At 73.5% G+C, this 18,877-nt stretch carries 19 protein-coding genes; 7 read left to right on the top strand and 12 right to left on the bottom strand.

Annotated elements, in window-relative coordinates:
* The first annotated feature begins 32 nt into the window (after positions 1-32).
* Positions 33-812, top strand: coding sequence for an IclR family transcriptional regulator (locus ABTW95_RS28530; RefSeq protein ID WP_396447366.1), 780 nt, complete (start codon positions 33-35; stop codon positions 810-812).
* Between the two features lie 226 nt (positions 813-1,038).
* Positions 1,039-1,692, top strand: a complete 654-nt coding sequence (locus ABTW95_RS28535) for a DUF4189 domain-containing protein (protein WP_500227878.1) — start codon at positions 1,039-1,041, stop codon at positions 1,690-1,692.
* Here ABTW95_RS28535 and ABTW95_RS28540 read toward each other — a convergent pair.
* A complete protein-coding gene (locus ABTW95_RS28540; protein WP_500227879.1) occupies positions 1,667-1,933 on the bottom strand; it encodes a hypothetical protein in 267 nt (88 codons plus the stop codon). The two genes, ABTW95_RS28535 and ABTW95_RS28540, sit on opposite strands and share 26 nt — an antisense overlap.
* 478 nt (positions 1,934-2,411) lie before the next feature.
* Between ABTW95_RS28540 and ABTW95_RS28545 the strand changes: the two genes are divergently transcribed.
* Positions 2,412-3,302: an endonuclease/exonuclease/phosphatase family protein gene (locus ABTW95_RS28545; protein ID WP_500227880.1), complete on the top strand. Its 891-nt coding sequence runs from the start codon at positions 2,412-2,414 to the stop codon at positions 3,300-3,302.
* Between the two features lie 56 nt (positions 3,303-3,358).
* Here ABTW95_RS28545 and ABTW95_RS28550 read toward each other — a convergent pair whose 3' ends face one another.
* The 4 genes from ABTW95_RS28550 to ABTW95_RS28565 are packed head-to-tail and all read right to left on the bottom strand — an operon-like array spanning position 3,359 to position 6,840.
* On the bottom strand, positions 3,359-4,285 hold the full coding sequence (locus ABTW95_RS28550; protein ID WP_500227881.1) for an ABC transporter substrate-binding protein: 927 nt from the start codon (positions 4,283-4,285) through the stop codon (positions 3,359-3,361).
* Between the two features lie 16 nt (positions 4,286-4,301).
* Entirely contained in the window at positions 4,302-4,988 is a 687-nt protein-coding gene (locus tag ABTW95_RS28555; protein ID WP_396447362.1) for an ABC transporter permease, read from the bottom strand.
* Positions 4,985-5,635, bottom strand: coding sequence for an ABC transporter permease (locus ABTW95_RS28560; RefSeq protein WP_396447361.1), 651 nt, complete (start codon positions 5,633-5,635; stop codon positions 4,985-4,987). Before ABTW95_RS28560 ends, ABTW95_RS28555 begins: the two co-directional genes overlap by 4 nt.
* Positions 5,635-6,840, bottom strand: coding sequence for an ABC transporter ATP-binding protein (locus tag ABTW95_RS28565; RefSeq protein WP_500227882.1), 1,206 nt, complete (start codon positions 6,838-6,840; stop codon positions 5,635-5,637). The genes ABTW95_RS28560 and ABTW95_RS28565 overlap by 1 nt, the downstream gene beginning before the upstream one ends.
* 159 nt (positions 6,841-6,999) lie before the next feature.
* Between ABTW95_RS28565 and ABTW95_RS28570 the strand changes: the two genes are divergently transcribed.
* Complete coding sequence (locus ABTW95_RS28570; RefSeq protein ID WP_500227883.1) at positions 7,000-8,463, top strand: aromatic amino acid ammonia-lyase; 1,464 nt, start codon at positions 7,000-7,002, stop codon at positions 8,461-8,463.
* Positions 8,464-8,469: 6 nt separating this feature from the next.
* Here ABTW95_RS28570 and ABTW95_RS28575 read toward each other — a convergent pair whose 3' ends face one another.
* Complete coding sequence (locus ABTW95_RS28575) at positions 8,470-9,477, bottom strand: LacI family DNA-binding transcriptional regulator (protein WP_500227884.1); 1,008 nt, start codon at positions 9,475-9,477, stop codon at positions 8,470-8,472.
* Between the two features lie 159 nt (positions 9,478-9,636).
* Between ABTW95_RS28575 and ABTW95_RS28580 the strand changes: the two genes are divergently transcribed.
* Positions 9,637-10,161: a cysteine dioxygenase gene (locus tag ABTW95_RS28580; protein ID WP_500227885.1), complete on the top strand. Its 525-nt coding sequence runs from the start codon at positions 9,637-9,639 to the stop codon at positions 10,159-10,161.
* Between the two features lie 84 nt (positions 10,162-10,245).
* Here ABTW95_RS28580 and ABTW95_RS28585 read toward each other — a convergent pair whose 3' ends face one another.
* The gene (locus tag ABTW95_RS28585; protein WP_500227886.1) at positions 10,246-11,484 is read right to left on the bottom strand and encodes a hypothetical protein; all 1,239 of its coding nucleotides are present in this window, start codon (positions 11,482-11,484) and stop codon (positions 10,246-10,248) included.
* A gap of 151 nt (positions 11,485-11,635) precedes the next feature.
* On the opposite strand from ABTW95_RS28585, the gene ABTW95_RS28590 reads away from it, so the two are divergent.
* Complete coding sequence (locus ABTW95_RS28590) at positions 11,636-12,415, top strand: SGNH/GDSL hydrolase family protein (protein ID WP_500227887.1); 780 nt, start codon at positions 11,636-11,638, stop codon at positions 12,413-12,415.
* 3 nt (positions 12,416-12,418) lie between these two features.
* On the opposite strand, the gene egtD is transcribed toward ABTW95_RS28590, so the two are convergent.
* The 4 genes from egtD to egtA are packed head-to-tail and all read right to left on the bottom strand — an operon-like array spanning position 12,419 to position 16,691.
* Positions 12,419-13,372: an L-histidine N(alpha)-methyltransferase gene (gene egtD, locus ABTW95_RS28595; protein WP_396447353.1), complete on the bottom strand. Its 954-nt coding sequence runs from the start codon at positions 13,370-13,372 to the stop codon at positions 12,419-12,421.
* A gap of 26 nt (positions 13,373-13,398) precedes the next feature.
* Positions 13,399-14,133, bottom strand: coding sequence for an ergothioneine biosynthesis protein EgtC (egtC, locus tag ABTW95_RS28600; protein ID WP_396447352.1), 735 nt, complete (start codon positions 14,131-14,133; stop codon positions 13,399-13,401).
* Positions 14,134-15,489: an ergothioneine biosynthesis protein EgtB gene (gene egtB / locus ABTW95_RS28605; RefSeq protein WP_500227888.1), complete on the bottom strand. Its 1,356-nt coding sequence runs from the start codon at positions 15,487-15,489 to the stop codon at positions 14,134-14,136.
* Positions 15,480-16,691 carry an ergothioneine biosynthesis glutamate--cysteine ligase EgtA gene (gene egtA, locus ABTW95_RS28610; RefSeq protein WP_500227889.1) on the bottom strand — a complete coding sequence of 404 codons (1,212 nt, stop codon included), beginning with the start codon at positions 16,689-16,691 and terminating at the stop codon, positions 15,480-15,482. The genes egtB and egtA overlap by 10 nt, the downstream gene beginning before the upstream one ends.
* Before the next feature lie 269 nt (positions 16,692-16,960).
* Between egtA and ABTW95_RS28615 the strand changes: the two genes are divergently transcribed.
* On the top strand, positions 16,961-18,202 hold the full coding sequence (locus tag ABTW95_RS28615; protein ID WP_500227890.1) for an RNA polymerase sigma factor: 1,242 nt from the start codon (positions 16,961-16,963) through the stop codon (positions 18,200-18,202).
* 6 nt (positions 18,203-18,208) lie between these two features.
* Here the strand turns inward: ABTW95_RS28615 and ABTW95_RS28620 are convergent, their stop codons facing one another.
* On the bottom strand, positions 18,209-18,865 hold the full coding sequence (locus ABTW95_RS28620) for a rhomboid-like protein (protein WP_500227912.1): 657 nt from the start codon (positions 18,863-18,865) through the stop codon (positions 18,209-18,211).
* Positions 18,866-18,877 lie beyond the last annotated feature (12 nt).

Here is an 18,877-nt window from a genome sequence, read left to right on the forward strand (position 1 = left end):
GTCATCTGTCTCAGATACGAGACAATGCGGCCATGCCCCAGGTACCCGCCGCCCGCCGCGCGCTGGCGGTGCTGCGCCTCCTCGCCGCCGCGCCCGGCCCGCTCCCCGCGTCGTCCATCGCCCGCGCGCTGGGACTCCCCCGCTCCAGCACGTACCACCTGCTCACCGCGATGTCGGAGGACGGCTTCGTCTCCTACGTCCCGGAGGAGCGCCGCTGGGGCCTGGGCGTCGCGGCCTTCGAGATCGGCTCCGCCTACCTGCGCCACGAACCGCTGGAGCGGCTGGCCCGCCCCCTCCTCCGCCGCCTGGTCGACCAGGTGGGGGAGATCGCCCAGCTGGGCGTCCTGCACGGCGCCGAGACCCTCTACCTCCTCAAGGAGCAGCCGCCCCGGCACGCGACCCTGGTGACCGACGTCGGCGTCCGCATGCCCGCGCACCTGACCGCGAGCGGCCGCTCCCTCCTCGCGCACCTGCCGCCCGCCCAGGTGCGCGCCCTGTTCCCCGGCCGCTTCGTGAACCGCACGGGCAGGGGCCCCGCGTCCCTGCGCGAGCTGCGCCGCACCCTCGCCGACGACGCCCGCCGGGGCTGGTCCGTGGAGGACGGGCACGTCACCGAGGGCTTCGCCAGCATCGCCGCCTGCGCCTTCGACCACACCGGCCACCCCACGGCCGCGATCACCGTCACGTTCCGCCGCGGGGACCACCCGCCGGAGACCTGGCCCTCGCTGGCGGCCCGCGTCCGCGCCTCGGCGGCGTCCCTGACCGCCCGGCTGACCGGCCGCCCGCCGGCCGGCTCCCCGCCGGCGCCCTGACCGGGCTGGGCCAACCCGCACCGGCCGCCTCCCGGCGGCGGCGCCGCCCCGGCCTCCGTGGACGGCGGGAAAGACCCAGGTCGGCAGCCTCGGCCGACCGGATTCCGTTCCGCGTGTCCGAACGGCGTGATCGCCGGCGGGAAGTCCAGCGCGTTCCGCCGAACAGATGACGTACCGGGGAATCGCTATGATCTCCGGATATCAGCACAGTTCGGGGAGCGGTCCAGTGCAACCTCCACAACCGCCGCATGGCGGCCGTCCACCCGCCTACGGCCCTCCGGGCGGCCCGTCCGGCCCTCCCGGCTGGGGGTCGCCGCCGCCGGGCCCGCCGGGATGGGGGCCGTCCGGCCCGCAGCGGCCGAAGGGCGGCAACGGACCGGTCATCGTCATCGTCGCCGTCGTCGCCTTCCTGGTGCTGATCGGCGGCGGGGTCTACGTGTTCGCGGGGGGCGACTCCGACGACCCGGAGATCAAGCCGCTGGCCGCGACGCCCACGATCTCCGACTTCCCGACCCCCACCTACAGCCCGCCCACCTACAGCCCGCCGTCGCTGCCGACCCCGGAGCCGTCCACCCCGGAGCCCACGTACTCGCCGCCTCCGATGAACTACGGGGCCATCGCCGTGAGCCCGAGGGGCGCCATCGGCAAGGCGTGGGACTACGACACCCCGGCCGCCGCCAAGCGGCGGGCGCTGAAGGAGTGCGGCTCCGGCTGCAAGGTCCTCACCACGTTCGTCAACGGGTGCGGCGCGGTCGCCTACAACTCCAAGACCAACAGGTACTGGGGCGGCCGCGGGTCCACGAAGTCCGCCGCCAAGCGGAACGCGATATCGAACGCGGGCGGCGGCCGCTCGATCACCTGGGTGTGCACCACCCGCTGAACGCCCCCGCAGCAACGGCCAGCAGTGCCAGCGCGACCATGCCCAGCCGGCGGCGCCGTGCCCTCTTGGTGCGCCGGACGGAATGAACCCGCAGCCCGACCACATCGCCGCATGCGCCGCAGCGCACTTCCGTGACGCTGCTTCCCTGGCCGGGCCGTCGGAGTTCTATCGTCGACACCTTGTAAGTGACCACGCTCGTGTCGCCGAACCTGCGCGCCTTCACGAAATGGTGCAGCTTCACAGAGTGATGCTCGGCTATCGCGCGCAACCCGTCTCCTCACCCGCGCCACGGTCACTCACAGCGTAGACAGCGCAAGATCAACCCAAAAGGGGAGTCGGGATGGTCGCGCCACCTCGGGGCGAGGGGAAGTCGTCGTTCTGGGTGCCGCGTGGAGCCGGCGCCTCCGGTGACCTTGCCGTGGACGTCGCGGATCACCCGCCCGCCCGCTGAATCAACGGGACCACCGGCCTGCCGCAGGTTCCGCACGCGGGGCCGTCCGCGCCGAGCGCGGCAGGCCGGCATCGAGCCGGAGCGCTCGTTTCCCCCGGCCGCGCGGACGGCCACGAGGCCGGTCATCGGGGCTACCACTTCTTTCAACGGAAGGCGATAACGGCCATTGCCGGAATTCTTGCCGCCTTCCGGATTATTGAGCGATGGAATATTGAAAATAGACAAGTTGATAAAGAAGATATATTCTTAATGCGGCGGGAGGGGGAAGATGCTCGGACGCGTCCTACGTCGTCGCTGGTTCTGGCCGGCTCTCGCCGCCGGCGTGGCGCTCCTCGTCTCCGGGTTCGTGCTCGCCGAACCGCGGGCGGACGACGACGGCACGGTCCGCGTCATGACGTACAACCTGCGGGGCGTGAACGACCCCCCGCCCAGGGACTGGAAGACCCGGCTGCCGCTCGTCGAGCACCTGCTGGACGAGCACGACCCCGACCTGCTGGGCGTGCAGGAGGCGCGCTGGTACCAGGTCCGCGACCTGGCGCGGGCGCTGCCCGACTACGGCTGGATCGGCCTGGGGACGCAGGGCGGCACCCGCGACCAGTTCCTGTCGATCTTCTACCGGAAGCAGCGGTTCGAGGTCCTGGACTTCGACCACTTCTGGCTCTCCGACACCCCGTCCGTCATCGGCTCGGCCACCTGGGGGAACGGCTACGTCCGGATGGTGACGTGGGGCAAGTTCCGCGACCGGCGCACCGGCCGGGTGCTCTACCAGGCGAACACCCATCTCGACAACATGTCGGCGGACTCGCGGGTGAAAAGCGCCCGGCTGATCCTCGACCGCGTCCGCGAATTCCAGGCGGGCGTGCCCGTCGTCCTCACCGGCGATTTCAATTCCGCGGCGGGCGCCTCCCCGGTGTACTCGATCCTCACCGGCGCCGACGGGTTCCGCGACACGTGGACGACCGCCGCCCGGCGCGGCCCGCAGTACCGCACGGAGAACCACTGGCTCCCGCCGGAACGCGACGGCAAGCGGATCGACTGGATCCTCGCCCGCGGCGCCGTCCGCACCGTCTGGGCCGAGATCGACCCCTACCGGGACGGCGAGGTCTACCCGTCCGACCACGACCCCGTCATCGCCCACCTGAAACTCGGGACCCGCTGAGACGCGGACGGCCGGGCCCCCGCTGAGGAGGCCCGGCCGCCGGGCGGCCTTCCCTGCTAGGCCAGACCGGACTTCTTGAGCCAGTCTTCGGCGACCTTCTCCTGGTCGTCCTTGTCGATGGCGATGCGCTTCATCATGTCCAGGAGGTCCTGTGTGGTGAGCTTGGCGGAGACGGCGTTCAGGGCCGCCTTCGCCTCGTCGTTCACCGACGCCTTGTGCACGAGCGGCGTCACGTTCTGGGCGCTGAAGACGTTCTCCGGGTCTTCGAGGACGACCAGCTTGTTCTCCTGGATGGTCGGATCGGTGGTGAACAGGTCCGCGGCCTGGATCTTGTTCTCGGTGAGGAGCTTCACCAGGGTGGCCTGCGCGCCGGCGTCGAACGGCTGGAACTTCTTGAAGTCGAGGCCGTAGACCTCCTTCAGGCCGACGAGGCCCTGCTGCCGGGTCTTGAACTCCGACGGGCCGGCGATGACGAGGTCCTTCGCGACCGGCTTCAGGTCGGCGATGGACTTCAGGTCGTACTTCGCGGCCGTCTGCGGGTTGACGGTGACGGAGTCCTTGTCCTGCGCCTCGGCCGAGTTCAGGATCTCGACCGACGGCGGCAGCTTCGCCTTCAGCTCGGCGTTGATCTCCTCGGTGCTCGCGGCCTTGCTGTTCTTGTCGACCGAGGTGGTGAGCAGCGCGCCGTTGTACTCCGGCATCACGCTGATGCCGCCCTTGACGACCTGGTCGTAGTAGATCTCGCGGGCGCCGATGTTGAACTTGCGGGTGACCTTGAGGCCCTTGCCCTCCAGGACCTGGGCGTAGATCTCGGCGAGCAGGTTGCTCTCGGGGAAGTTGGCGCCGCCGACGGTGATCGTGCCGCTGTTACCGCCGCCGGCGAGGGGGTTCTTGTCGTCGCCGGACGAGTCCCCGCCGCCGCAGGCCGACAGCGCCAGGGCGGCCACGAGCCCGATTGCCGCGCCACGGATGAGTTTCTTCATGTCCATAGTCCTTCGGTCAGGAGGAACGGGGGGAGCCGAGCAGGCCCGGCGAGATCACGATGCGGCGCAGCGCCGCGAAGACGAGCTGGACGATCAGGGCGAGCAGGACGACGAGCACGGTGCCGCCGAGGACGAGCTGGTAGTCGTTGCGGGCGAGCCCGTCGATGATGTACCGGCCGAGTCCGCCGAAGCCCGGGTAGGCGGCGATGGTCGCGGTGGCGACGACCTGGATCGCGGACGTGCGGAGGCCCAGCAGGATCAGCGGCAGCGCCATCGGCAGCTCCGCGCGCCACAGGACGCCCCAGCCGGTCATGCCCATGCCGCGGGCCGCGTCCTTGGCGTCGGCGTCGACCCCGCGGACGCCCTCGTAGGTGTTCACCAGGATCGGCGGGACGGCCAGCGCCACCAGGGCGACCAGCACCGGCGTGATGCTGTACTCGATCACGACGATGAACAGGATGAGCCCGAAGGTGGGGATCGCGCGGGCGAAGTTCGCGAGTGTGATCGCCAGGAAGCCGCCGCGCCCGGTGTGCCCGATGAGGAGGCCGAGCGCCAGCCCGATCACCGCCGCGGCCGCCAGCGACACGCCGCTGTAGTAGAGGTGCTGGAGCAGCCGGTGCGGGATGCCGTCCGCGCCGTGCCACTGGGACGAGGCGGTCAGCCACGACCAGAACAGGTCGATCTGGTTCCACACGTCGTTCACGAGGACGCCCCCCGCGCTCGGGCCCACGGGGTGAGCAGGCGCTGGACCAGGACCAGGACCGCGTCCGTCACCAGGGCGAGCAGGATGATCAGGACGGTCGCGGCGATGATCTGCGTCTGGAACTGCAGCTGGTAGCCGCGGATGATGTCGGCGCCGAGCCCGCCCTGCCCGATCAGCTGCCCGACGGCGACGAGGCTGATGGACGAGACGGCGGCGACGCGCGTCCCGGCGATGACGATCGGCACCGCGATCGGCAGTTCGACCTGCAGCAGCCGGCGCAGCGGTCCGAAGCCCATCGCGGTGGCCGCCTGCCGGACGGGTTCGGACACCGACGCCAGCCCGTCCACCACGTTCGGGACGAGCACCGACAGGCTGTAGAGGGTCAGCGGGATCATCACCGTGGCCGGGTTGAGGCCGGTGTAGTCGATGAACAGCATGAACAGCGCGAGCGACGGGATGGCGTACAGCACGTTCGCGAGCGTCAGCGCGGGCGGGTAGAGCCAGCCCCAGCGGCGGCACAGCACGCCGAGCGGCAGCGAGATGAGCAGCCCGAACAGCACCGGCAGCAGCGCGAGCCGCAGGTGCAGGAGGGCGTTCTCGCCCAGCGAGTCGGTGTGCTCGCCGATCCAGCCCCAGTCGATGTCCATCAGCCGCCGCCTCCGGCGTCGGCGCGGGCCTCGTCCGGAGCGGCCTCCCGGGAGTCGTCCGGCCCGTCGTCCGGTGTGCCGCCGGCCGCGTCGCCCGCGGGGCCGGCGGGGCCGCCGGACAGGTCGCGGGCGCCGCGGGCGGAGACGGCGAGCAGGTCGGTCCCGCCGGCCGTGCCGACGACCGCGCCGGCCTCGTCGACGCCGACCGCCAGACCGGACGGGGAGAGGACCGCGGCGTCGAGCGCCACCCGCACGGAATCGGTTCCGACCAGGAAGGTGGGCCCGACCGGCGTGAGCCGCGCCTCCCCCAGCGGGCCCGTCACCCCGCCGGGGCGGACCCAGCCGAGCGGCCTGCGGTCATCGTCGACGACGAGCGCCCACTCCAGCCCGGCCGCGCCCGCGGCGTCCTCGGTCGCCCGCCGGACCGCGTGCCCGCTCAGCCGCAGGCCGTCCGTCGCCGCGAAGGACAGGGTGCGGATGCCGCGGTTCTGGCCGATGAACCCGGCGACGAACGGGTCGGCGGGGTGGGCGAGCAGGTTCTCGGGGGTGTCGAGCTGGACGAGCTTGCCGCCGGTCTGGAACACCGCGATGCGGTCGCCGAGCTTGATGGCCTCGTCGATGTCGTGGGTGACGAACACGATCGTCTTGTGCAGCTCGTCCTGCAGGCGGAGGAACTCGTCCTGCAGTTCGGCGCGGACGACGGGGTCGACGGCGCTGAACGGCTCGTCCATCAGCATGATCGGCGGGTCGGCGGCGAGCGCCCGCGCGACGCCGACGCGCTGCTGCTGGCCGCCGGACAGCTGGAACGGGTAGCGCCTGGCCATCGACGGGTCGAGGCCGACCCGCTCCATCAGCTCCAGCGCCCGCGCCCGCGCCTTCTTCTTGTTCCACCCGACGAGGTACGGGACGGTGGCGATGTTGTCCTGGACGGTGCGGTGCGGGAACAGCCCCGCGTGCTGGATGACGTAGCCGATGCCGCGGCGCAGCTCGGCGGGCTTGCGCTCGCGGACGTCCCGCCCGTCGATGAGGACCCGCCCGGACGTCGGGTCGACCATGCGGTTGATGGTGCGCAGCGCCGTGGTCTTGCCGCCGCCGGACGTGCCGACGAACACGGTGATGCGGCCCGTGGGGCAGTCGAGGCTGACGTCGTCCAGCGCGACGGTGCCGCCCGGGTAGCGCTTGGTCACGCCCTCAAAGGTGATCAACGATTCACGTCCTCGTTGGGCGCCCGCGACGCCGATGATCGATTTCGGCCTTCTCCACAACCGTAACCAATGGGTACGGTCACCTCGGTGTCCCGGCTTGTCCGGAACGTCAGATCTTGAGGATATCTACCGGTAAAACGGGGAAAGTAGCGCCGCCGCGTGGAGAACAGCCGAATCGTTATCGACGGGACCGCGCTCACCTGCGCGCAGGTGGTCCGCGCCGCCCGCGAGGACGTGACGGTCGCCATCGGCCCGGACGGCGTCGAGCGGGCCCGCGCCGCGTGGCGGGTCGCCCGCGAGGTCGCCGGGTCGCAACCGGTGTACGGGCGGACGACCGGCGTCGGCGCGAACCGCGTCGTGGACGTGGAGTGGGAGGACGCGGACGCGCACGGCCTCCGCCTCCTGCGCAGCCACGCCGCCGGGGCCGGGCCGCTGGTCGCGCCGGAGATCGTCCGGGCGATGCTGACGGTCCGGCTGAACCAGATCGCGGCGGGCGGCTCGGGGGTGGAGCCCGGCGTGCTGCAGGCCCTCGCGGACGTTCTCAACCTGGGCCTCCTTCCTCCGGTGCCGGTGTACGGGGCCATCGGCACCGGCGACCTCACGGCACTCGCGTCGACCGCGCTGTGCCTGCTCGGCGAGCGGCCGTGGCTCGCCGACCCGGACGGGGCGGCGCCGCGCGGCCCGGGGTACCGGCTGCGCTCGGCCGACGCGCTCGCGTTCATCAGTTCCAACGCCGCCACGCTCGGGGAGGCGGCGCTCGCCGTCGCCGACCTGCGGGAGCTGCTCCGCGCGTCCACGGTCGTCGCGGCGCTGTCGCACTTCGCCGTCCGGGCCTCGGGCGAGCCGTACGCCCAGCCGGTACAGGACGCGTGCCCGCACCCCGGCCAGCAGGACGCGGCGGCGGCGATGCGGGCGCTGCTCGCCTTCGACCAGCCCGCGCCGATGCGCATCCAGGACCCGTACGGGTACCGGGCGTTCCCGCAGGTGCACGGGCCGGCGCTGGAGGCGGCCCGGTACGCCGAGGAGGTCGTCACCCGCGAGATCAACGCCGCCGCCGAGAACCCGCTGGTGGACGTCCCCGGCCGGACGGTCTGGCACAACGGCAACTTCCACACCGCCTACGTCGGCCTCGCCCTCGACTCGGCCCGCGCCGCGCTGTTCCAGACGATGGCGCTCGCCGCCGCGCGCCTCGGGACGCTCGCCGAGCCGGCGTTCACCGGCCTCTACCCGTTCCAGGCCGCCACGGAGGCGTCGTCCGGGATCATGATCCTGGAGTACGTGGCGCACTCGTGCCTCGCGGACGTCCGCCGCCTGGCGACCCCGGCGGCGCTCGGCAGCGCGGTGCTGTCGCGCGGCGTCGAGGAGCACGCGGGCTTCTCGACGCAGTCGGCGCGCGCGACGACCGACGCCGTCGCCGCCTACCGGCTGGGCCTCGGCTGCGAGCTGGTGGCCGCCGTCCGGGCGCTGCGGATGCAGGGGCGCGCGCCGTCCGGCGGGCCGCTGCGGGCGGCGGCCGACCTCGCCGGCTCCGTCCTGGACCCGCGCGTCGAGGACCGGCCGCTCGACACCGACATCGCGGCGGCGGCCGACCTCCTGCCCCGGCTGGCCCGGCTTCATCCCTAGCGCCCCCTACTCCGGCCGCCCGCCCGTGGACGCGCGCACGCGGAGCGACGGCTCGCGCACCACGCGGCGCTTGCGCGGCTTCCCGTCGATGACGTCCACGACGAGCCGGACGGCGCTGTGGACGATGCCGTCGATGTCCCAGTCGACGGTGGTGAGCGGCGGGGTGAGCAGCGCCGACATCGGATGGTTGTCGTACCCGCAGACCGCGACGTCGCCGGGCACCGCGAGCCCGAGCTCGCGCGTGGCGGCGTAGACGCCGTAGGCGATGGAGTCGGCGAAGCAGAAGACGGCGGACGGGCGGTCGGGGCCGCCGAGCACCCGCAGCGCGACGTCGGTGGCCTCGCCGAGGGCCTGCGGCACGACGACCACGTCCACCCGCAGGCCGAGCCGCTCGGCCTCGGCGTTGACGTGGACGTCGGCGGGGCGGTCGGGGGTGCTCGCGCGCGTCGGCGTGAACACGGTGACGCGCTGGTGCCCGAGGCCGCGCAGGTGCTCCAGCGCCAGCGTGACGCCGCGCCGGTTGTCGAACACGACCTCGCCCTGGGCCTGGCCCCCGTGCAGCGCGTCGCCGATGGACACGACCGGGATCGTGCCGGCCAGCTCCGACCAGAACGAGGCGGACGGGTCGAGCGGCTGGACGATCAGGCCGTCGACCCGCTGGTCGCGGAGCCGGCGGGCGAGGGCGAGCTCCCGCTCGGGGTCGCCGCCCGCGTCCACGATGAGGGCGTAGCGGTCGCGGGCGAGCAGCGCGCGGCCGATGCCGACCGCGAGGGACTGCTGCCAGTAGTCCTCCAGGGAGCCGCACAGCAGCCCGACCTGGTCGGTGCGGCCGCTGGCCAGGGCGCGCGCGATCGGATGGGCCTCGTAGCCGAGCTCCTGCGCCGCCGCGCGGACCCGCTCCTGCGTCTCCTCCGAGGTCTGGATGCCGCGCAGCGCGTACGACACGGCCGCAGGCGACAGCCCGGTCGCCTGCGCCACTTCCCGGATGGTCGCGCGCTTGCGCTTGTCCGACATCCCCCCAACCCTAGATGCCGCCGCCGACAGAGCAATGGACGCGCACTTGACGGTCCGGCCACTGAAGCGGTTCACTGAAGCGATTAACTGATGCGGTTCAGTAGCCGCGTACAGCGGTTTTCCGCCGCACCCGACGACAGAACGGAAAGGAGCGAACCCGTGTCCTCCGAGGTCCTGCCCCGCACCGCGGAACTGCCCGGCCTGCCCGGCCGCACCCTCGACAAGCGCGAGCTGCGGGAGCTGGTCGACGACCTCGCCGAGCGCCCCGGGCTGTGGCGCCCGCACGTCGCGTTCCCCGAGGGCCGCCGCCACTACGCCTCCCTCCACCGGGACGAGCACGTCGACGTATGGCTGCTCTGCTGGACGCCGGACAACGACACCGGATGGCACGACCACGACATCTCGTCGGGCGCCGTCCGCGTCGTCGCCGGCGCGATCGAGGAGAGCAACCCGCGCATGGGCGGCGACCCCGTGCGCACCGTGGTCAAGGAGGGCGAGTCGTTCTGCTTCGGCCCCGACCACATCCACCGGCTCACCGGGGTGGAGGACGCGAGCGTGTCGATCCACGCCTACTCGCCGCCGCTGTGGCGCCTCGGCCAGTACTCCGTCGACGAGTCGGGAGTGATGCGCCGCATGCCGGTCAGCTACACCGACGAGCTGCGGCCGCCGGAGGACCCGGCCTGACGGGGCGTTCCGGGCTTGAGCGCTCTGCCGGGCCCGGCCGGGGGATCCGGGCCCGGCAGAGGGACGGGTCCGGCCGGAGCCCGCTCACACCGGCCGGACGCCCACACTCCCTTCAGCGCCCCCGCTCCCCGGAGCGTCACACCGTGATGCCTGCGCGGCGGTCCCGGAGCGGCGGGCCAGCCAGTGGTCGCTCACGGCGCATACGGCGATGATGACGGCGAAGCAGACGCTCAGGCCCCGCAGGAGGCCCGCTTCGTAGTACTCGTCCGTCAGCAGGCGGAGTGCCGCGTAACCCGCCGCGCCTCCGGCGAGCAGGGCGAGGAGGGCCTGGGCGGCCCACAGGGCGAGGCGGGCCCGCCCGAGGCCGAAGAGCGCCTCGCGGAGGGCGCACGCGGCGGCGCCGAGAAGGACGGCGAAGGCCGCCGCCGCCGCGAGGAGCGGGATGCCGAAGTTGACCCCGTAGCGGACGGCCAGCGCCGGGACGAAGAACAGGAGCAGCGCCCATCTCAAGCCGCTGACGACCGACGAGAGCGCGGCGCCTGCTTCGCCGTTCGGCAGGCGGGACGAGGCGGCGCGCGCGCCCACGAGAGCGCACAGGGCCACGACCGCGCCCGGCAGGCGTCCGCCGACATGGCCCAGGTTGTAGAGCAGGGCGGTGTCGTAGACGAACAGGACGAGGTGCCCCAGCGCCCACACGGACACGGCGAAGAGGAGCATCTGCGCGAACGAGGCGCGCACGGGGCCGTCGTCCTCCTGCCTGGCCAGCCACTGGAGGAGCAGAGGAGTGAGCACGGCGGAGCAGGCCCGGATCACGATGTCGTCCACCGTGTAGGGGTTGCGCAGGTCCCACTCGACCGCGCAGAAGACGAACGTGTAGGAGAACGACGCCGCCCACACCAGCCATGAGGTCGCCAGGCGCCGGTACAGGCCGCGATCCAGCCAGCGGAGGACCGTCACGTAGGCGAGCAGGCCGAACGGCAGTTCAAAGAGGGCCTGCACCCGCAGGAGGGACGGCGCGTGCAGTCCGGGCATCGGGAAGTGCCCGGCCAGGTCGCGCATGGCCCGGCCGTCCGCCAGCGCGAAATACCCCTCCGGCAGGTACTTCGCGATGAAGGATGTGTCCCCGCCGTGGACGCGCAGTATGTACACGGTGAAGAGCACCTGGTTCACGTACACGAGGCCGACGATCAGCGCCAGGAACGTCTCCGGGCGTGCCCAGCGACGCGCCCGGCGGCCCGCACCCGGTCCGGTCGCGCGCCGCGCCGCCCGCGGTGCGGCCGCGAGGCTCAGCAGTGTCGAGACCAGGACCGCACCGTTGACCATGATCGCCAAAAATAGCGGTTCGCGCCCCGCGCCCGCAGCGGCTCCGTGCGGCGCGCACGGGCGCGGGACGTAAAACGCGTCGCGCACCCGTCACGGGCGGCGGATCAGTAAGATGCGGGGTGCATCCCCTGGAACGTTTGGGTGGTCTTCCATGAGATCTTGCCGCGCCCGACGCGGCGCGGCGACTCTGGTGCTGTGCCTGAGCCTGGTGGCGGTCCTCACGGCCACCGGCTGCTCCGTGCTCGCGGGCTCGGTGCACAAGCCGGCCGCGGCGGACGGCCCGGGGAGCGGCGCGGGCGGGGACGGCGGGTCCCGCAAGGCGCCGTCCGTGGTGATGTTCCTCGGCGACAGCTACACCGTCGGCGACCGGGGCGTCCAGCCGGAGACGACGTACGCGGCCGCGACGGCGCGGCTGCTCGGCTGGCAGGTCGTCATCGGCGGGCGCGCGGGCACCGGGTTCGTCGCGCAGGGCCGCGGGAGGGAGCCGTTCCTCCGGCTGTTCGAGAGCCAGCTCGGCTGGCGGCCCGCGCCCGACATGCTGATCGTGTCCGGCGGCCACAACGACTGGCGCTACCCGGCGCCGCAGGTCGCGGCGGCGGCGCACCTGCTGCTGGAACGCGTCCGGCAGCGCTGGCCCGGCACCCACATCGTGCTGCTCGGGCCGCTGTGGGGGACGGGCGCCCCGGTTCCCGGGGCGATCGCCGTGCGGGACGCGCTGAAGAATCTCGCCGGTCAGCTCGCCATCCCGTTCGTCGACCCGATCGGCGAGCAGTGGATCACCGGTGACCGGCTGACGGGCACCGGCAACGCGGCGCGGCTCATCAAGAAGGACCGCACCCATCCGAACCCGGCGGGCCACCGGTACGTGGCGACCCGCCTGGCCGCGGACGTGAAGCGGCTGGGCCTCGCCCACCCGGTCCGGAAGGGCTGAGCGTCAGCCGGCGGGCCGGGCGAGGGTCAGGGAGAAGTCCCCGGCCCGGTCGGTCCAGAACTCGGCGATCTCCATGCCGGCGGCGGCGAGCTCGGCGCCGAGGCGGTCCCGGCGGAACTTGGCGGAGATCTCGGTGCGCATCTCCTCCCCCGCCGCGAACGACACCTCCAGGTCGAGCCCGCCGACGCGGACGTCCTGGTCGCGGACGGACCGCAGCCGCATCTCGATCCACTCCTCCGCCTCGTTCCAGACGGCGACGTGCTCGAACGCGTCCGGGTCGAAGTCGGCGCCCAGCTCGCGGTTGATGACGTACAGGACGTTGCGGTTGAACTCGGCGGTGATCCCCGCCGCGTCGTCGTAGGCGCGGACGAGGCGCCCGGCGTCCTTGACCAGGTCGGCGCCGAGCAGGAGGAAGCCGCCGTCGTCCATCGTGGCGCGGACGCCGCCGAGGAAGCCGATCCGCTCGGCGGGCGGCATGTTGCCGATCGTCCCGCCGAGGAAGGCGACGAGCCGCCGCTCGCCGCCGGGCAGGAGCGGCAGGTGCTGCTCGTAGTCGGCGACGACGGCGCGCACGGCGAGGCCCGGGTGGTCGGCGGCGATCCCGGCGGCGGCCTCGTCGAGGAAGTCGCCGCTCACGTCCACCGGCACGTACGTGCGGAGGGTGCCGGAGAGGGCGTCGAGCAGCAGGCGGGTCTTCTCCCCCGACCCGGCGCCCAGTTCCAGGAGCGTCCGCGCGCCGGTGGCCGCGGCGACGTCCGGCGCGTGCGCGGCGAGGATCTCCCGCTCGCGCCGGGTCGGGTAGTACTCCTCCAGCTTGGTGATCTTCTCGAAGAGCGCGCTGCCGCGCTCGTCGTAGAACCACTTGGGCGGCAGGGTCTTCGGGGTGCCGGCGAGCCCCTCCCGGACGTCCCGGCGGAGCGTCTTGGCGAGGTCGTCGGCGGTCAGGAACCGGTCCACGTGGTTCTCCTCAGCGGTTTCGGTCGTCACAGGGGATCGATGCGGACGCCGGGGCCGGGCCCGGCGGTGACGAGGGAGCGGTCGGGTACGCGCCGCCAGCCGGGGGCGTCGTCGAGCGGCTCGGACGCGATCCGGACGGCGCCGGCGTCCTCCCGGACGAACAGGGAGTCCCCCCAGGTGGTGGCGGCCAGCGACGCGCCGTCGGAGGCGAGCAGGTTGTAGCGGCCGGGGGCGAGCGCGGTGACCGCGGCGACGGCGGCGGCGAGGCCGTCGCCGAGCGGCAGGCCGTCCCGCCAGTACCGGGCGGCGAGCGCGAACAGCGGCGCCGAGTCGACGGGCGCGCGGGCGTCCGGCGTCTCCGCGATGTCCCCGGCGAGTTCGCGGAGCTTGGCCTCGATGCCGGCGTAGCCCTCGATCCTGCCGTTGTGGCTGAACAGCCGGCGGCCGGCGCGGAACGGCTGGGCGCACGACTCGTCCACGGGGAACCCGGGCGTCGCCGACCGGATCGCCGCGACCGCGCAGGAGGCGCGGACGGCTCCGGCGACCTCGCGGAACGACTGGTCGGTCCAGATCGGCTGGGCGCGGCGGAAGCGGACGGGCTCGCCGCCGTGGTACCAGCCGACGCCGAACCCGTCCGCGTTCAGCAGGTTGCCCTGCGTCATGCGGGGCGCGTACGCCTGGGTCTCCAGCGAGTGCTCGCCGTCGTAGATGAGCGAGTGAAGGGTCTGCTCAGGCCCCAGGTAGCCGAGGTGGCGGCACATTCAGCGCTCCTCCCCCGCCGACCGCGCGCAGCGGAACCCGGAGAAGATCTGCCTGCGGATGGGGTAGTCCCAGTTGCGGAACGATCCGCGGATGGCGAGCGGGTGCGTCGCCCACGAACCGCCCCTCAGCACCTTGTAGTCGGGGCCGAAGAAGACCTCCGAGTACTCCCGGTACGGGAACGAGCGGAAGCCGGGGTAGCCGCGGAAGTCGGACGAAGTCCACTCCCACACGTCCCCCAGGAGGCGCCTGACCCCGTAGGCGGACGCACCCGACGGGTAGGAGCCGGCCTCGGAGGGACGCAGCATGCGCTGCCCGAGATTGGCGCGGCCCTCCTCGTACACCTCGCCCCACGGGTAGCGCCTTGAGCGCTGCGCGTCCGGATCCCAGCGGGCGGCCTTCTCCCATTCGGCCTCGGTCGGCAGCCGCTTGCCGGCCCACCGCGCGTAGGCGTCGGCTTCGTACCAGCACACGTGCTGGACGGGTTCGCGGGGCGGGACGGGTTCGGTCCGTCCGAAGCGGCGCCGTACCCACTGGTTCCCTTCCCGAGTCCAGAAGGCGGGGGCGCGCTTGCCCGTGCTGGTGCGCCACTCCCACCCGGCCGGGCCCCACCAACGAGGGTCGTCGTAGCCGCCGGCCTCCATGAAGGCGAGGTAGGCGGCGTTGGACACCGGCTCCACGTCGATGTAGTACGCGGGCAGGTCGACGAGGTGCACAGGACGCTCGTTGTCGTACGCCCATGGGTCGTCCGATGTGCCCATCTGGAACGGACCCGCCTCGATCAGCACCTCGTCGGCCCCGAGTGCCCCGGCGGGCTTCTGCATGGGCTCGGCCACCGGGTCGAGCAGAGCGGGGGCGCCCTTCCGCAGCTGATGCGTGGCGAGCATGGTCTCGTCGTGCATGTGCTCGTGCTGCACGACCATCCCGTACACGAACCCGCCCGAGGTCAGCGGATCCGCCGTGTCGAACCGCGCCGACGCCAGCGCGTCGAGCACCTTGGCGCGGACCGTCCCGATGTAGGAGCGGGCCTCGTCCGGCGGCAGCAGCGGCAGCGACGGCCGCTCGGAGCGCGGATGCTCGAACGCGTCGTACAGGCCGTCTATCTCCGGGCGCATCGCCTCCTGGCCCGCCGCCGCGCGCAGCAGCCACAGCTCCTCGTAGTTGCCGACGTGGGCGAGGTCCCACACGAGCGGCGACATCAGCGGCGACACCTGGGCGGTGAGGTCGTTCTCGGCGAGGACGTCGGTGGTGAGGCCGAGGCTGCGGTCGCGCACCGCGCCCAGCTCGCCGGCGATCAGCTCCTTCAGCGCGTCCTCGTCGTGCACGTCGAGCGGGCCCGGGGAGTTCGTCAGGGCCATGTCGGGTCCTCCTGGGAGGGAATCGGAGATGGGGGATCGTCGGCCGGGCTGCGGCCCCGCGCGACGTACCGGTGGACGTACTCCTCGACGAGCGGGACGAGCCCGGCCCCGGCGAGCCGCGGCAGCGCGTCGAGCGCGGCGGTGAAGCAGGCCAGCGCGGCGGCGGCGAGCGGCGCGTCGGACAGCCCGTCGCGGGCGGCCTCGGCCCACCGGCCGGCGACCGGTTCGGCGGCCGCCTCGGCGGCCCGGGACGCGGCCGGGTCGTCCAGCAGCGCGGTCGCGACGGCGACGGGGACCGGCCAGTACCGGCCCGGCGGCGCGTCGATCATCCGCAGCTCCAGCCAGCCGCGCGGCCGCACCGGCGGGAACAGCGTGGACAGGTGGTAGGCGAGGTCGTCCTCGCCGGGCTCGCCCTTGTCGAGCCATTCCAGGAACGACATGCCCGGGTCGGACACCCACTCGCCCTCCGCCGTCTGGACGAGCATGACCTTGGCGTCGAGCGCGTACCGCGTCCACGCCTCCGCCGGGTCGCCGTCCGCGCCGTCCCGCAGGACCGGCAGCGTGCGGCACGGGTCCAGCTCGGTCCAGATCGCCTGGCGGGACGAGCGCGACCCGGTGCGGCGGCCGGCCCGCAGCGGCGAGTTGGCGAACGCGGCGACCAGCACCGGCCCGAGCGCGTGCGCCAGCCGCCAGCGGCGGGACGCGTCCGGGTCGTCGGCGCCGATGTCCAGGTTCACCTGGACGGACGCGGTCGAGCACATCATCGCGAGGCCCGCGTCCGGGAAGCCGCCGGCGCGGAAGTAGTCGCGCATGCACGCGTAGCGGGGGTGGTCGGCCTGGAACCGGGGGCCGCGGACCGGGTCGACCCCGTGCCCGGCGAGCGCGAGCCCGTCCGCGCCGAGCACCGCGCGGACGTGCGCGATGTCCCGGCCGAGCGCGGCGTGCAGCGCGCCGAGCCCGCGGAACGGCGCGGAGCTGAGCTCCAGCTGCCCGCCCGGCTCATAGGTGATCTTGCTGCCGCCGGCCGGCGGGCCGGCGGACTCGACCAGCGCGCGCACCCGCCCGGCGGGGACGTGCGCGGCGCTGTCGGCGGTGTCGACCACGAACCACTCGGTCTCCGCGCCCACCGTCCCGGGCGGGCCGGTCTTGAAGCAGACACCGCGAATGTGCTGGTAGACACCATCAACCGTCAGACGGGTCACCGTTGACTCCTCGCGTAAATCGACAGCGAGTTCGAATCCTTCCCTGCTGAACCGCATCAGGAATCCGCCGATTTTCAGGAACTTCGCCGAATCTCCGTGAACATCACCGTTCGCAGATGTCCCGACTACCTTCCGTGCTATTCGACGGGCCGTCCGACCTCGGACTTCTCAGCCGCGGACCCGAGGCGCTAGAGTCCGGTTGATCAGCGATATGCACGATTTGTCAGCCGAGCAGTGGGGCGGACGAGCCGGACGGGAACGGAGGGCACATGCGCGGGGACCTGGGCTCGCTCTACGACGCGCACGCCGACCGCCTGTACGCGTACTGCTGGTCGCTCGTCGGCGACCAGCTCGCGGCGGCGGCCGTCGGCGACACGTTCACCGCGGCGGTGCACCAGCCGCCGCGCGGCGACAGCGTGCTGTGGCTGTACTCGCTCTCCCGGACGGCCTGCGCCGAGCGGGGCGCCTTCACCGGGGAGCTCGCCGCCCGCGGCGGGACGCTGTTCACGGGCGCCGACCCGATGCTGCGCGCCGCCGCCGCGCTGCGCTCCGACCACCGCGAGGTCCTGCTGCTGTGGGCGGGCGAATGGCTCGAACCCCACGACATCGCCCGGGTCCTCGGCATCGCGCCCGACACGGTCGCGCAGCTGGTCGCCGCCGCGCGGACGCGGCTGGAGCGGGCCGTCATCGACATCCTCATGCGCGGCACGGCCGGGCCGCAGCCCGAGGTGATCGCCGCGTTCGAGAAGGGCCGGCTGCCGCAGCTGCTGGCCCGCCGCGCGCCCGCGCACGCGCCCGGCTGGCTGCGCGACCGCGTGCTCGCCGCCTGCGCGCAGGAGGCCACCCGGGAGCTGCCCAGCGTCATCGCGCCGAGCCCGCTCGTGGTGATCGGCTCCGAGCGGCGCGAGCGCCCGAAGCGCGGCGTCTCGGGCGGCCTGTCCAAGGGCCTCGGCGCCGCCGCGGGCGTCGCCGCGTCGGCGGCCGCCGTCATCGGCCTGCTCGCCACCTGGCCGGCGGCCAAGGGCGGCGGCAGCGCCTCGATGGTCCCGTCGGCGAGCGAGGGCCAGACGCACCCGGCGTCCGCGAAGACCACCGGCGTGCCGCGGAACCCGCTGCCCGGCCTCACCGGCTCCGAGCGGGCGGGCGGCTCGCCGACCGCGTCCGAGAACCCGGTCGGCAGCGCCTTCGACGACCCGCCGCAGCCGGCGGGCGGCTCCCCGGCGCGGCCCGCCCCGCCCGCGTCCACCGCACCGGGCACCCCGTCGCCGGAGAAGAAGCCCGCGACGGACACGCCGACGCGGCCGCAGGAGCCGACCGCTCCGCCGGACGAGTCGCCGACCGCTCCCCCGGCGACGGCGTCGCCGTCCGACCCCGCGACGCCGCCGGACGACGGTTCGGCGTCGCCCACGGCACCGCCGACGGACACCCCGTCGTCCCCTCCGGTGGAGGACTCCGGGACGCCGAGCCCCAGCCCCACCGCGAACCCGGCCCCGGAGCCGGGGCAGGGCTGACCGGGGTCAGGTCTCCGCGGCCGGTCCCGGCAGGCCGATCTCCGGGGCAGCGGGCACGCCGCCGCGGCGGCGCTCCAGCAGCAGGAGCAGCCCGCCGATCAGCGCGCCGGCGAGCATCGCGGTCAGGTGTCCGACGGCGGCGATCTGCAGCGCGAGCAGGCCGTCCAGCAGCACGGGCGCGAGCGCGCACAGGCCGGCGAGCGCGAGCAGCCGGCGCACCCGCCCGCGCCCGTACAGGAACGCCGCGACGAGCGCCGCGCACAGCACGTAGGACGGGCCGACGTCGGGGATCGTGCGGATGGAGTCCGACAGGAGGCCGGCCTCCAGCCGCACGAGCGCGATGCCCTGGCTGACGAGGGTGCCGAGGACGTGCGAGGCGGCGACGAGCACGACGGCCCGCAGGTTCCCGAACCGCCGGGTGAGCGGGAACAGCCCGACCGCCGCCGCGACCAGCAGCACGCCCTGCGCCCCTTCGGCGACGAACGCCGACGCGACCATCGTCCCGACGGGGTTGACCGCGAGGTTGGACAGGTTCGTGCTGGCCCAGGCGATCAGGGCGTGCCGGGCGCCCGGCGGCAGCACGAGGACCTGCACCAGCCACACGACCGCGAACAGCCCCAGGAACGTCAGCGGCATCGCGTACCGCTTCGCGAACGCGCCCATCACACCGGCAGC

Source organism: Spirillospora sp. NPDC127506, from assembly GCF_040302145.1.
In the GTDB taxonomy this organism is placed as follows: domain Bacteria; phylum Actinomycetota; class Actinomycetes; order Streptosporangiales; family Streptosporangiaceae; genus Spirillospora.